This window comes from Sphingobacterium wenxiniae, from assembly GCF_900116225.1.
Taxonomy (GTDB): domain Bacteria; phylum Bacteroidota; class Bacteroidia; order Sphingobacteriales; family Sphingobacteriaceae; genus Sphingobacterium; species Sphingobacterium wenxiniae.
In genome coordinates, this window is sequence record NZ_FOZZ01000003.1 from 265231 (window position 1) to 279590 (window position 14360).

Sequence of the window (14360 nt, forward strand, 5' to 3'; positions counted from 1 at the left end):
TTCTCTTGATTGTTTATACAAATAAAAGCTCACCACTATTTTTTATTTCAACGATTGAATTAATTTATAAATCATCTTTTGGATTTCTTCTGATGCAACATCTAACCTATCATAGGTTACAATATCAATATATTTTAATCTTTTTAGTAACTCGATTTGAGTTTGCAGTTCGTAAACAGACCCGTTGGCAATCCCTAAGAATTGGATAAACTCTCCTTTAGAATTTCTACCAGCTCCTTCAGCAATATTAGACGGTACTGACACAGCACATCTACGAACCTGTACTAAAAGTGTAAACCTTTCAATATCTGGAAGATTGCTTGTACAGGCGTATATTTCCTCTGTCAGATCCATAGCTTTTTGCCAAACTTTCAGTTCCTTAAATTTATGCATAGCTCAATTTTTCGTTACTCAATATTCACATTAATTACTCAATACCCACGAATCCGTACTCACCACTAAACACTAATTTCTCAACGCTTTCCCCTTCGTTAGCATGTGCTGAATACGTTCCAAGGTTTTGCGCTCTGCACATAATTCTAAAAATGCCTTACGTTCGATGTCCAGTAGATATTGCTCAGAGACTTCAGTTGGTTCAGAGAGGTTACCCCCACACATCACCCAACCTAATTTTTCAGATATCTTCTGGTCATGTTCGGAAATATAGTTCGATTCGCGCATCGAAGCAGCTCCCAGATATACAATCCCCAAACCTTGATTGCCGAGTACTTTAATATCATTTCGAGGGGTAGGTTGTACATAGCCTGCGTTTGCCAATTCCAATGCTTTCGCCTTAGCATCTGCCAGCAAACGTTTACGATTCATCGTGATACCAAATTTACCTTCCTGTAGGTACCCCAACTCTGCGGCTTCCGCGGCAGACGTAGACACCTTAGCCTGACCAACCGTTAGGAAACGCTCTTTTAGCGTATTCTGTACAATCTGATCTGCTTTATACTCATCCGAAGCCCGAAGTGCAAATTCTTTGGAACCGCCACCGCCTGGAATTACGCCGACACCAAACTCCACTAAGCCCATATACGTCTCCGCATGCAGCTGTACAAAATCGGCGTGCATCGAAAATTCACAGCCTCCGCCCAAGGTAAGTTGAAACGGCGCAACCACAACCGGGATAGCCGAATAACGAATGCGCATCGCTGTATTCTGGAACATACGGACAGCCATATTCAACTCATCAAAATCTTGCTCTACAGCCATCATGAAGATCATGCCGATATTAGCTCCTGCCGAAAAATTTTTGCCATCATTGGTAATAACCAATCCACGATATTCTGTCTCCGCAAGATCAATAGCCTTGTTAATGCCTTGTATCACATCTCCCCCGATGGTGTTCATCTTAGTATGGAATTCACAGTTGATGATTCCATCCCCTAAATCAGTAATAGTCACACCCGAATTTTTCCACAGCGTTTTGCTATCACGGATATGGTCTAAAACGATAAGATCCTCCGCTCCTGGAATAGGACGATAACCTTTCGCAGCAATATCATAGTAATGACGCACACCATCCACAACCTTGTAAAAGGACTCACAACCCGCAGCCAGCATGTCGTGTACCCATTGTGACACTTCACCTTGCTGCCCTGGCAGTCTTCTTTCCTCCGCACGAATTTTGTCTAACGTTTCACGTACCCCCAATGCATCCCAGACTTCGAAGGGCCCTAATTCCCATCCAAATCCCGCACGCATGGCATCATCAATACGGTAAAAATCTTCCGTAATCTCCGGTACTCGACGGGAAACATATTCAAACAAAGGATAATGCATCGCCCGGAACAACATTCCAGCCGTATCAGTACCTTTTTCGTAGACTTTCATTCTTTTTCGGATATCTTCCACAGGTTTGGTCGCTTCTAGGGTGACCGACCTGACCTTTTCCTGTTCCCGATATTCCAATGTCTTCAAATCCAATGAAAGGATAACCGAATTCCCTTGTTCATCCTTCACTTTCTTGTAAAAACCTTGTTTCGATTTTTCGCCCAACCACTTATTTTCTACCATTTTCGTAATATAAGATGGCAATTGGAAAATTTCTTTTGCTTCATCGTTAGGCACATTTTGCGTCAACCCATTCGCAACATTGACCAAGGTATCCAAACCTACTACATCTGCCGTACGAAAGGTTGCTGACTTCGGGTGTCCCATTGCCGGACCCGTATATTTATCGACCTCTTCTACTGATAAGCCCATTTGTTCCACTAAATGGGTCAACGCCAACATCGAATATACGCCAATACGATTCCCTATAAAAGCCGGAGTATCCTTACATAGTACCACTGTCTTACCCAACATTTTATCACCATAATGCAAAAGGAAATCCACTACCTCAGGCTTTGTCTCGGCGGTGGGGATGACCTCCAACAGCTCCAGATATCTTGGTGGATTAAAGAAGTGCGTACCGCAGAAATGCGCCTTAAAATCATCCGATCGTCCTTCGGTCATTAAATGGATGGGAATACCCGAAGTATTGGATGTAATCAATGTACCAGGCTTGCGGTATTGCTCGACTTGTTCAAACACTGTTTTTTTGATGTCCAAACGCTCAACAACTACTTCAATCACCCAACCACACTGCGCGATAGCCGACATATTGTCTTCAAAATTTCCCGTTTGAATTCGTTTCACATAGCTTTTGCTATAAATCGGGGATGGATTGGTTTTCAGTGCTGTATCTAGGGAACTGTTCACAATGCGATTCCGAACCACGGGGCTTGCCAAGGTTAGTCCCTTTGCCTCTTCCTGCGTAGACAGCTCTCGCGGTACAATATCCAACAAAAGAACCTGCACACCTATATTAGCAAAATGGCAGGCAATCCTGGAACCCATCACTCCTGAACCTAAGACAGCTACTTTCTTTATACGTCTCTCCATAGTATTTAGATATTAGTATTGAGTATTGGGATATGAGTATTGAGTACTTAGATGACTCGATAGCTTCTAATATCGCTACTCCTTATTCTTGTTTCTTTGTCCTTGTTTCTTTGTCCTTGCTTCTTTGTTCTTGCTTCTTTGCGCTTATCTCTTTCTCCTCGTCTCTTTGCTATTCAGCCCTTACTCCGCCTCCACGCTTGGCTGATATTCCATTGCCAGGGTGTTTATCTTCTGTAACGATTGAATCAACTGCTCCCGCTCATCCTCTGGTAAGCGTGTCTCCAGAAACTCATTAAATTCCTTAACCACAGTTTTTGCAATCTGGCGTTTTTCCACGCCCAATGGAGTCAAGTACACTTTTACCGAACGCTTATCCGAGGCATTGACCTCTCTATATATAAAACCCAACGATTCCAAATTATTCAGAACACGCGAAAGCGAAGTACTCTTCACCCCTGTCGCATTCGCAATCTGTGTAACCGATGTTCCTTCCTTATGTATATTAATGAGTATATATCCTGCCGCCTGGGTAAACCCAAATTGTGAAGCAATAACATTATACTTATTGGCTACAGTCTGCCAACAGGTCTTCAAAAAGTAATCTATAGTATTATCTTGGGACATAATTCGATTTATATTTACTATGCAAGCATAACAAATGTAATGATTATAAATTTCAAAACAAATTTTTCTCACATTAAATTTTTGATAAGTTTTCAAACGCTCAGTTCTTTCCCTCCAGGAAAACGAACCTTATTTTTATGTTTAGAATAAAAGGAGGTTTTATTTCTACAATATGTTGATTTCTTCCCATCGCACAACCTTTCCGTCCCTCGCCGGGACAAGGCATTCCTTTTTGTAGCGCAAAAAGGAATCAAAACCGACCGAAGGGAGCTCATCGAAGATAAACCCTTTTATTGAAGACTTCCGAAGTTTCTGAACGGCGAAGCCCTCAACGAAGTTAAACTTCGGAAGTCTAAACTCTACTCGCACCAACCTTTCCTTGACGGAAAATGGCGCCTCATTTTTGTGAAGTATTGTAGAAATTAGCCTATGCACAACCATCATTTTCACAAAAATCAGCGCCGAGTTTTGCCCCACTTTTGCGGTCAAAAGTGGGAAAAGCCCGTCCGGCTTCGGGGGACAAAACATTGGCTAAACAAAACCTCCATTTTACCTCAACACGCTCCCCTTTAAAAAGATTTTTTGATTCTGTTCTCTCCCTCCGCTCATTGTACATAAAAAGGAATTTATCTAAGTTTGTAAAAAACACCGAGCTATGGCATTAGTAAATATTCCAAGACTGGATCTGCTACAATATACCGAGGGTACCGCAGAGCAGCGTAAGCAATTTTCACAGGAGATTGGCAAGGCTTTCAATGAAACAGGTTTTGTAACTATTGCAAACCATGGACTAAGCCAGTCGCTGATTGACGAACTTTACAGCGTAGTAAAGGCTTTTTTTGACCAACCGGAAGCCATTAAACGCAAATACGAATACCCTGAACTGGCAGGACAGCGCGGCTACACTTCCAAAGGAAAAGAAAAAGCCAAAGATGCCAGTACACCCGACCTTAAAGAGTTCTGGCAACGCGGACAGACCATCGTAGGCGAAACCTACTCTAAAGAAGATTTTCCGGACAATATCACCGTTGAAGAATTACCCCGTTTCAACGAGGTCACAGCCGAAATCTACAAAAAACTGGAAGACGCAGGACGCAATCTGCTAAAAGCGATTGCCTGCTATTTGGACTTAGAAGAAGACTATTTCGAACAATACGTCATCAACGGCAACTCCATCCTTCGGGCAATCCACTATTTTCCGATTGAAAATCCGGATGCTATTGCAGCCGATGCTGTACGCGCAGGCGCCCATGAAGACATCAACCTGATTACACTCCTGATTGGTGCGAGTGCTGATGGCCTTGAAGTGCTGACCAAGGACGGACAATGGTTTCCAATCAAAGCGAAAGGAGAGGATATCGTCGTCAATGTAGGCGATATGTTGCAACGCTTAACAAACAATAAACTAAAATCCACAACACATCGCGTAGTCAATCCACCTCGTGAGCTAATGAAAACGTCACGTTATTCTGTGCCATTTTTCCTTCACCCAAAAGCATCAATGAGTTTGGCCTGTTTGGATTCCTGCGTATCTGAAAGCTATCCTAAAGCGTATGAAGATTATACTGCAGGGCAGTACCTAGACGAGCGATTAAGAGAAATCGGTTTGAAAATGTAAATAGTTAAAAAAAGATCGATAAGCGGAAATCCGCTTATCGATCTTTTTTTCTCAATCTATCCAAGGGCTCTGTACCCGGCATAAGTATCGAATTTTCACCAGTCAAAATTTTGACCTTACCTGTATAAAAGATAGAAGTATCGGGGCTGATAATTGGCATACGACCGGCATCACCCGCATTCTTGAGCTGAACAAAAAAACTTCCCATATCCTGTAAAGGCACTCGCTGTTTCATCGTATCCAGAAGAGGCAGTTTCTGCTCCGGATAAAACTTTCTAAGCTTAAACGCGACACTATCCTTTTCCTGCGCCAACACCGATATAGTCAATAAGCTACAAATAATAATTAAACAGTACTTCATAACACCGACCTATTAATTGTTTCTTTAAATTTACACTAACTATGTGGAAATTACAATTTCCCCCGTTAAATTGTGTTAAATAGGCAATTGGAAGCTTAAGCATAGCTATTTTTGCAATGTGCAAGCAGCCAATAGCTGACAAACAGAAAGAAGATTTGCTAAACAACGGATGAAGAAACGGAGTATCCCTTTAATTATATGGTTGATGTCTATTGCCCTCTTAGGGGTTATAGCCATGCAATATTATTTTGTAAAGGAATCTTATAAACAAAAATCCCAGCTCTTTGACGAAGCAGTAAATGCTTCACTAACTGCTGTTGCAGGAAAAATTGAACGGCAGGAAATAGTAGATTTTGCTAAGGCACAGGAACGGCTTAATCAGGAAAAATATAAAGCAGACCAGAAAAAACAGCAACAGAAAGAAAAAATGTTGGCCGATCAGTTGAAATTGCAGGAACGAATCAAAAACCTGCAAGTACAACAATTTGACCACCAACAATCATACAAAGAGCAAGAAGAGCAGCTGAAAGCCGCATTTCCCAATGCTATTTCCATCGACAATTCATTTTACGAGACTTACGTACGCCGCAAACGTTATCAGGAACTTTTGGGGTTCAACGTTTTCACGAACTACGTGGATGGCACATACATTGAGGCAGATATTGAGGTCTTTGCCAAGCGCAAGATTCCTACTATCCCATCAAAGGACGACAGCACACGTTTTGTTATCCCGATCATGCAGAACGGTCAAGTTGTCGCTATCCAGACGGCAACCCTCATGCCGAAAGTCAACTCCAAGATTGCTTTTGACATACATGCACTGGACAAACAATTGGCCGAGTTTAATGCCCGTAGATTTGAGGGAGCAGAAAGCCTTTTCGACACCCTAGCGATTATTGGCGGAAAGAGCATGACCATTCTTCAAGACATCGAATACGCCCCGGAATTGGCAAAACGACCATTCCAAGAGCGTCTAAACATCACGTATTTACGTAATGAACTTGCCAAAGAGTTAAGTAAAAGAAGTATTGTTGCGCCATTCAATATTGAAGTTCGCGACAACCAAAGCGTGGTTATTTATGAAACTATTTCCCATAAAAATCCTGCTGACCAATTTAAGACAGCTCGCTATTCTACTAACCTCTTTGAGAATGACCTGGGCAATGCTCCAGGGATACTATCTGTATATTTCCCCCAGAAATCGTTTATCATACGCGATAATATGGGCTACTTACTTTTTCCGATGATTGCATTGCTTGCCCTACTTATTGGAGCCTTCGGCTATACATTAAGCATCATCTTCAAGCAGAAGAAAATCTCGGAAATGAAAACGGATTTCATGAACAACATGACCCATGAATTCAAAACCCCGGTAGCCACTATCATGATCGCGAGCGAATCTTTACGGGACCCCGAGATAGCGGCTGACGGCAACCGTGTAAACCGATTGGCAAATATCATCTATGATGAAAACGTACGCTTAGGCAACCATATTGAGCGTGTATTGAACATCGCCCGATTGGAAAAAGAGAATCTCAAAATAGAAAAAGTCAATGTTCATATCAATGCAGTCGTATCCAACGTACTGGAAAGCATGCAGCTGCAGCTACAAAAGGCTGGAGGTACATTAAACATGGACTTAGAAGCACCACAGGATCTTGTCATTGGCGATGAGTTGCATCTCTCCAATGTATTTTTTAACTTGGTAGATAACGCGATCAAGTACAGTAAGACAAGTCCAAACATAACGGTCAAATCCATCAACCATAAAGGTAATATTGTAGTGACGGTAGCGGATAAAGGGATGGGTATGACCAAGGATCAAAAGGATAAGATTTTTGACCAGTTTTACCGTATCCCGACAGGGAATGTCCATAATGTAAAAGGGTTCGGACTGGGCTTAAGCTATGTACACGATATTGTAAAACGATTGAACGGTAGTATACAGGTGAAAAGCGAAAAAGATAAAGGCACAATATTTGAACTATCTTTTCCTTTAAAAGGTACAACACCTGATTAATTAGAAAACTTAACGAATATACATATGCAAAAAATATTGTTAGCAGAAGATGACCCAAATTTAGGGGAGCTTCTGAAAGACTATCTGGAATTAAAAGGCAAATTTGAGGTTACTTTATGTCAAGATGGAGACGAAGCGTTGAATGCTTTTCGCAAAGAGACCTATGACCTCTGCATATTTGATGTCATGATGCCGAAGAAAGATGGGTTTTCGTTAGGAAAAGACATCCGCAAAATGGACAAGACTGTGCCTATCATCTACGCCACGGCAAAAGGTATGATGGAGGATAAAACGCAGGCATTTGAGTTGGGTGGGGACGATTACATTACGAAACCTTTCCGTGTGGAAGAACTTCTGCTTCGTATCAACGCCTTGTTGAAGCGCGCTTCGAAAGATAAAGAGGAAGAAATTGCAGATAAATTCGAAATCGGCGATTACTTTTTCGATTACACCAGCCAGATTATCTCCTATAAAGGTCAACAGCAAAAGCTTTCTACCAAGGAAGCAGAATTGCTACGCTTACTTTGCTTAAACAAAAACGATGTGTTGACACGTGAAGAAGCGTTAGTAAAAATCTGGCATGACGACAATTACTTCACAGGACGTAGCATGGATGTATTTCTCAGTAAGTTGCGGAAATACCTCAAAGAAGACCCAAATGTGGAAATTGTCAATGTGCACGGCAAAGGCTATAAATTATTGGTTAGTTAAAAAAGAACCCCGATATTTAAATATCGGGGTTCTTTTTTACGCTATTCTTGCGGAGCTGTTCGGATAATCGTCACATAGCCTTTGTGGTTATGCTTCTTCCCCTTTCCATCCACGATTTCCAGATGATAGAAATATGTTCCGGCGGCCAATCCTTGTCCAGTCCAATTATTTTGATAGTCTATAGCATAGTATACCTCATTGCCATGTCTATTATAGACACGTAGAACGTTCGACTGAAATAAATCCAGACCTAAAATTTCGAATGTATCGTTCACTCCATCCCCATTCGGTGTAAACACATTTGGGATAAAGAAGTTGACAATCATCACTATAGATTCCGATTCGTTGTTTGAAAGGTTTATATCTTCCTGTCGGCTACTTACCTTAGCTAAGGTGATCACCTGTCCCACTTGTTCTCCGCGCACCCGAATCCACTGTGAGGCAGCTTCCCCGGCATCCAGCTTCGGAATTCGCCAGGTAAGTTCTCGGGTGTTTTCATTATACTGTATATCTGTCGTTCCATCGGGATCAATTCCAAGGTAGGTCAGATACAACGGTAGTGAAAAAGTGACGATCACATCATAAGCATCCACTTCACTATTGTTCAACACCATCAGTTGGTAATTGAATTCTTGTCTTAGGTGCACTTCTTTTGACTCGGGCAGATTGCGTACTTCAATATCAAGGTAGACAACCTCCCCTTCGGGGTCAACAATAACCTCAACAGGATCCGACATGTCGGAATTACAGTCATCACCCAAAGCCATCACCGTATATACACCTCCTTCCTGAACAACAAGGCGCTGATTGTGCTGCCCTTGTAGTGGCTCACCGTTATAGAACCAAATATAAGAAAGCGCATGTGCAGCATCAGCTCGCAAAGTCACCTGTTTACCCTTTACGATATGCACAGTCTGCCCCTGCTGCGCTTTTGCCGACCCGAAGATCAGCAAAAGCACGGCTACCAGTAACGGTGTAAGCAGGGGCAGGTGAAACATATCAATTACACATTAGAAATGCAAGAATTTACCACGTCTCTGCAGTAGCACCTTCAACAGTAATGGTTGGTTTACTTGGTTTAGCAGTTACCGTAACATCTGTTCCTGTTGTGGTATACGAACAGTACTTACTTGTTCCGACCAAGTAACCAATCCGTACTTTATATGTAATCGTAGTCCCGGCAAGAACATCTTGAGGTTCATAAGTGGCGCTAGTTGCACCTGCAATCGGTGTATCTACTCCTCCTACAACCGTATACCATTGATAAGCAAACGCAGTATATGCATCTGCACTTACTGGTGTTGCCGTAAATGTAGCTGGATCCTCTTCACAATACTCAGGAGCATTCACTGTAGCTGTTAATGCTGCAAATTTATAGATTGGCACTTCCTCGGGTATAGACTCACAATTTTCATCATCGATATAGGAGATGTAAAGATAGCCTGTCGTTAGGTTCGCGGCAGGAATTGAATTTCCTGTCAATGCAATTGGCGAAGTATCACCTATATTTGCGATAACTAAAGGTGTTGCACTATGCCTCACAATCCATCTGGGATTGGGGCCTGTTGCCGGAGAATTGCCTAAATCATAGTCTTCTGCATCTGCACAAAAGAGCACCACATCCGGAGTGGTAGGTGTTACTTGACCATAGCTATCGGTAATTCCGATAAATAACAATAATCCAATTATTGCCATGATTTTGTTGAATTTATTTTTCATAATTTTTGAAATTTTTATCTTTTTTAATATTGTGAATTTGGGTGAAGTTCTATATTAGGAGCAGGAGGCTTAGGTTTAACAGTTATTGTTATTTCATTACTAAGCGACTCACATACCGTTCCATTTAAGGTAGATGTCACTTTTCTTTGATATTTGGCAGTTTCTGCTGATGCAATCGGCAAATAATTTTGGGTTGTTGCCCCAACTATGGTTTCATACGTCCCAGAAGTATTTTTTTGCCATTGATAAACAATAGTTGCTCCGACTGTTGTTTCATCCGGTAATGACCCATTTATCATAACTGGATTATCACCTTCGCAAATAGTCTGGTCTCCCGAAATTATACCTCCAGATATTTTATTCCGTATAATTTTAATTTCTGTTCTTGCAGAAGGATAAGCGTTATGTTCTCGTGCTTCTAGCCAATATGACCCTTCCCAATTAGCAGGTATAGTGAAAGTACTCGTTGTGACATCCATATCGATCTGTACTCCTCCTATTCGACTATTATAAAATCTATAGGTATAAGGCGTGTATGTTTGAAAGTTGGAGATCGTGATGGATTGAGTTGCTCCTTGGCAAAGCGTAATATCACTTTCCGATACCGTAGGAGGAACTATATAAAAGGCATAATAATAACGTGCAGTTATTCCAATTCCCAATAAACTGTTTACCTCAAATCTTATTCCATCAAAACTATTCCCAGTAGGAGGAAATACGACATTTCCGGTTGTATTTCCTCCTAATAATTGTAATAAATTCAACAACTCGCTTACAGAGTAAGATGGCGCTACTAAACTATTTATCCCCCCATTCGTCCGCTGAATGACAAAGCCTCCTAATAATGTCAACAAAGAAGAATTACTCCCTATCTTCGCTACCACAGGAGAATATATACTGGGTTTTGGATTATTTACAAATTGTAGATTCTGTTGAGCATGGATTAACCCTCCTATTCCTAATGTTACATTTAGAGTAGAATAGTTTGTCGTATCGGGTAAATCAACAGCATTTCCTGCACCGGAGACCGAAGCTAAAGCTGTATTTGACGGTTGCTGAGCATCTGCATAAATTCGCTGCCCATAGCCAACCTGCACCAAGCCTAATAGCAAGGAGAAAGCCGTAGCCAAAAAGATATACCAAGTCCGTATACACATAGACTGGTGTTAATTAAATAAGATTTAACAATAGTATTCTTTCATAGCGAGGTATATCCCCTTAGGACGCTCCTCGGCTTAAAAATAGTATAATTTTAAGATGAAACCATATTTATCAGGAAATATTTTCCTGTATAAATCGAATCTCAACAAAAAAATACCAAGATATTTAAAGCAAAGGGGGGCTAAAAAGGTCTGAAAACCGCAAAACGCTTCATTGCGCTGTGCCTCGCCTCCTGCGATGGAGGAACGCAGTGAGGAAGCCTGCCTACCGCAGGCAGACAATCTGCGTTTTTAATGTCACTCCTGCCCCCTATCCTTAGAGCGCTTCGCTAACTCTAAGGATGAAGAATTAGGGTAGTCTTAGACTTACACGAATCCAAAACTAGGATAACATTTATTACATTTTATGGCATTCAATTTACACGTAGAATTGCAAATTGATTTTTTATATCAAGAAAGAGTAGTATTTTTGCATTCGAAAAATGTGGACTGATTTGCGCATGGCATACGGACAGGCTGCCAAAGGAGATTGCAACCACGGTAAAAAAGTGCTAAAACCAGAAGAAAAATGTTTTTCCACTTCTACTTCGATTCTTTTTCTCCTGCGTACATCACAAAAATAGAACGCAACAATGGCATATTTATTTACTTCAGAATCTGTATCAGAAGGACACCCGGACAAAATTGCCGACCAAATTTCTGATGCTTTAATTGATAATTTCCTAGCGTGGGACCAAGATGCACGTGTGGCTATAGAGACCTTGGTAACCACTGGACAGGTTGTATTAGCCGGCGAGGTGAAATCCAACATCTATCTGGATGTGCAGAAAATCACGCGCTCAGTTATCGAAAGAATTGGTTATACCAAATCAGAATACATGTTCGAAGCGAACTCCTGTGGGGTACTTTCGGCTATTCACGAACAATCTGCCGACATCAATCAAGGTGTGGACAGACAAACCAAGCAGGAACAAGGCGCGGGCGATCAAGGTATCATGTTTGGCTATGCCAATAACGAAACAGAAAACTACATGCCCTTGGCACTGGATATTTCTCATCGCCTCCTTTATGAATTGGCAGCACTACGTCGCGAAAACAATGAAATCAAGTATTTAAGACCTGACGCTAAATCACAGGTGACCTTAGAATACAGTGATGACCACAAACCGCAACGTATCGATACCATCGTTATTTCTACCCAACACGATGATTTCGGCACTGAAGCAGAAATGTTGGAGAAAATAACTGCTGATATCAAAAATATTCTTATTCCTCGTGTAAAAGCCCAGCTTAAGCCGGAATTGCAAGCACTTTTCAACGATGATATCAAGTTCCATGTGAACCCTACAGGTAAATTTGTTATTGGCGGACCTCATGGGGATGCTGGATTAACAGGCCGAAAAATCATCGTAGATACCTACGGAGGAAAAGGGGCACACGGTGGTGGTGCATTCTCAGGGAAAGATCCTTCCAAAGTAGACCGTTCTGCTGCATATGCTACCCGCCATATTGCTAAAAACTTAGTGGCTGCTGGTATTGCTGATGAGCTATTGGTACAGATTTCCTATGCAATCGGTGTAAAAGATCCTATGGGTATCTATGTGAACACATACGGCACAAGTAAAGTAAGCTTGTCGGACGGCGAAATTGCGACTAAAATCACCGAACTGTTTGATATGACGCCTTATGGTATCGAAACCCGCTTAGGCCTACGCAACCCAATCTATTCGGAAACAGCAGCCTACGGCCACATGGGACGTACACCCAAAACGGTCACCAAGACATTTGAAAATTCTAACGGCGAGAAGAAGACCTTGGAAGTGGAACTGTTTACTTGGGAAAAACTTGATTACGTAGACAAAATCAAAGAAGCTTTCGGTTTGTAAGCAAACAGAATAACTGATAACGAAGAAGGTGTCCGCAAAGTCAAGTTACTACTTGAAGTTCCGTGGACACCTTCTTTTGTTTTTAACTACAGTGCAAAAGCATTAAGAATTTCACTGTAATTTTCTTGTGTATCTGTACCCAGATAGGTTACCCGAAATTCGTAACTCTGAAAACTCTCCAAACCTTCCAACACAACAGTGGACTTCGGACTTAATTGATAACTCCAGGCTTCATCCACCCCTCTTTTACGGTATTCAAATTTATAATAACGAGCCCTTCTCCATGGTTTTGCCTTAATAAGCAACTTTGAGGTGCCTACACCCAAAGAATCAACCTTTAAAAGTACGGCTTTAGGAGTCGGGACTCCACTGCCACGGCTAACAGTAGGCGTAAACCCTGCCGTCATGATAACCGCTTTATCACCCTGCGCTACGAAGTCCACATACTTGGATAACCTGAATACTAGAATCTCCAGCTCTGTTCGCTTCTGGTCTCGAATAGTAATCGCCCGGCGATCATAAAAAGAAGCGTCTTTCACACATTCCCTATACTCTTGCAGAACAGTGGTCACTGTGGGTAGAGCCGGATCTGGTGTTTCAAATACATCTACATGTTCTGTCATCTTGCTGATGATCTCTTCAACGAATTGCAACAACTGTGCTGCATTCATCTTTCTGAAATTTAATGTTGTTCTCATAACATTGTTTTTTTACTGTTTAAAAAATAAATTAAATGAACCAGTGTTAGCTAACAAGACAAAGTTGCACATCAAAAAAGCAGAAAAATTGTAAAATCGTGCCAAATTTCGGGGGTATCCGAAATTTTATTTGGCACGATTTTACAATTTCTAATTCTTCAAAAGCTATTATTTTTAGCTTAAAAAGCTGGTTTAAGTTCTGTCAAAGGCTGTTTTTATTGCTTTTCACACCAGAAAAAGGGAAATGTCAGCGAAAGAGTTTGACGTGTCAACCAAACAGTTTGACGCACCAGCGAAACAGTATATTACATCTGCAACACTGCTTTTAGCTTCCAACAAACAGTCTGGAGAATCAACGCCCTAATTTCTGCCTTGTACTACACTGTCTAACCTACCAAACCAAGTAGCTGACACAAGGACAAAATAGTTTACCTCATTCGTCACATGATTTATAGCCATAGCGAAATAGACTGATGCAAGAGCAAAAGAAAACTGCTGGACAAACCGATACGCCGTACTGAATGCGAAAGCGGTAGAAGTTGAAAACTTAGGCTATTTATCCTCACAAGATACCGTTGGCCGTGCCCCGCTACGTCTCAGAGGCTGTTTAAATTTTTGCTTTCACCCCAAAACACGTCATTATGAGGAGCGATAGCGACGTGATAATCTGT

Annotated in this window: 12 protein-coding genes; 4 read left to right on the plus strand and 8 right to left on the minus strand. The window is 41.5% G+C overall.

Features of this window, described 5'->3' with window-relative positions; all coding sequences use genetic code 11:
* Positions 1-42: 42 nt before the first annotated feature.
* The 3 genes from BM375_RS06020 to BM375_RS06030 all read right to left on the minus strand — a co-directional run bounded on the left by BM375_RS06020 (position 43) and on the right by BM375_RS06030 (position 3516).
* The gene (locus BM375_RS06020) at positions 43-393 is read right to left on the minus strand and encodes a four helix bundle protein (RefSeq protein WP_093364439.1); all 351 of its coding nucleotides are present in this window, start codon (positions 391-393) and stop codon (positions 43-45) included.
* Between the two features lie 72 nt (positions 394-465).
* Complete coding sequence (locus BM375_RS06025; RefSeq protein ID WP_093364441.1) at positions 466-2892, minus strand: 3-hydroxyacyl-CoA dehydrogenase/enoyl-CoA hydratase family protein; 2427 nt, start codon at positions 2890-2892, stop codon at positions 466-468.
* 180 nt (positions 2893-3072) lie between these two features.
* Complete coding sequence (locus tag BM375_RS06030) at positions 3073-3516, minus strand: MarR family winged helix-turn-helix transcriptional regulator (RefSeq protein WP_093364443.1); 444 nt, start codon at positions 3514-3516, stop codon at positions 3073-3075.
* Positions 3517-4171: 655 nt separating this feature from the next.
* Here BM375_RS06030 and BM375_RS06040 point away from each other — a divergent pair.
* On the plus strand, positions 4172-5134 hold the full coding sequence (locus BM375_RS06040; protein ID WP_093364446.1) for an isopenicillin N synthase family dioxygenase: 963 nt from the start codon (positions 4172-4174) through the stop codon (positions 5132-5134).
* A 34-nt stretch (positions 5135-5168) separates the two neighbouring features.
* Here the strand turns inward: BM375_RS06040 and BM375_RS06045 are convergent, their stop codons facing one another.
* Positions 5169-5495 carry a hypothetical protein gene (locus BM375_RS06045; protein WP_139227511.1) on the minus strand — a complete coding sequence of 109 codons (327 nt, stop codon included), beginning with the start codon at positions 5493-5495 and terminating at the stop codon, positions 5169-5171.
* 169 nt (positions 5496-5664) lie between these two features.
* On the opposite strand from BM375_RS06045, the gene BM375_RS06050 reads away from it, so the two are divergent.
* Positions 5665-7515 carry a sensor histidine kinase gene (locus tag BM375_RS06050; RefSeq protein ID WP_093364449.1) on the plus strand — a complete coding sequence of 617 codons (1851 nt, stop codon included), beginning with the start codon at positions 5665-5667 and terminating at the stop codon, positions 7513-7515.
* Positions 7516-7539: 24 nt separating this feature from the next.
* Positions 7540-8226 (plus strand): response regulator transcription factor, encoded by a 687-nt coding sequence (locus BM375_RS06055; RefSeq protein WP_093364450.1) that lies wholly within the window; start codon positions 7540-7542, stop codon positions 8224-8226.
* Between the two features lie 41 nt (positions 8227-8267).
* Here the strand turns inward: BM375_RS06055 and BM375_RS06060 are convergent, their stop codons facing one another.
* From BM375_RS06060 to BM375_RS06070, 3 genes are read right to left on the minus strand one after another with little or no spacing between them, the layout of a single operon-like run.
* Complete coding sequence (locus tag BM375_RS06060) at positions 8268-9224, minus strand: T9SS type B sorting domain-containing protein (RefSeq protein ID WP_093364452.1); 957 nt, start codon at positions 9222-9224, stop codon at positions 8268-8270.
* Positions 9225-9252: 28 nt separating this feature from the next.
* Positions 9253-9945 carry a hypothetical protein gene (locus BM375_RS06065; RefSeq protein ID WP_093364453.1) on the minus strand — a complete coding sequence of 231 codons (693 nt, stop codon included), beginning with the start codon at positions 9943-9945 and terminating at the stop codon, positions 9253-9255.
* Between the two features lie 23 nt (positions 9946-9968).
* Entirely contained in the window at positions 9969-11102 is a 1134-nt protein-coding gene (locus BM375_RS06070; RefSeq protein WP_093364455.1) for a hypothetical protein, read from the minus strand.
* Positions 11103-11737: 635 nt separating this feature from the next.
* Between BM375_RS06070 and metK the strand changes: the two genes are divergently transcribed.
* Positions 11738-12991: a methionine adenosyltransferase gene (metK, locus tag BM375_RS06075; protein WP_093364456.1), complete on the plus strand. Its 1254-nt coding sequence runs from the start codon at positions 11738-11740 to the stop codon at positions 12989-12991.
* 86 nt (positions 12992-13077) lie between these two features.
* Here metK and BM375_RS06080 read toward each other — a convergent pair whose 3' ends face one another.
* Entirely contained in the window at positions 13078-13689 is a 612-nt protein-coding gene (locus BM375_RS06080) for a hypothetical protein (protein WP_093364458.1), read from the minus strand.
* Between the last annotated feature and the right edge of the window lie 671 nt (positions 13690-14360).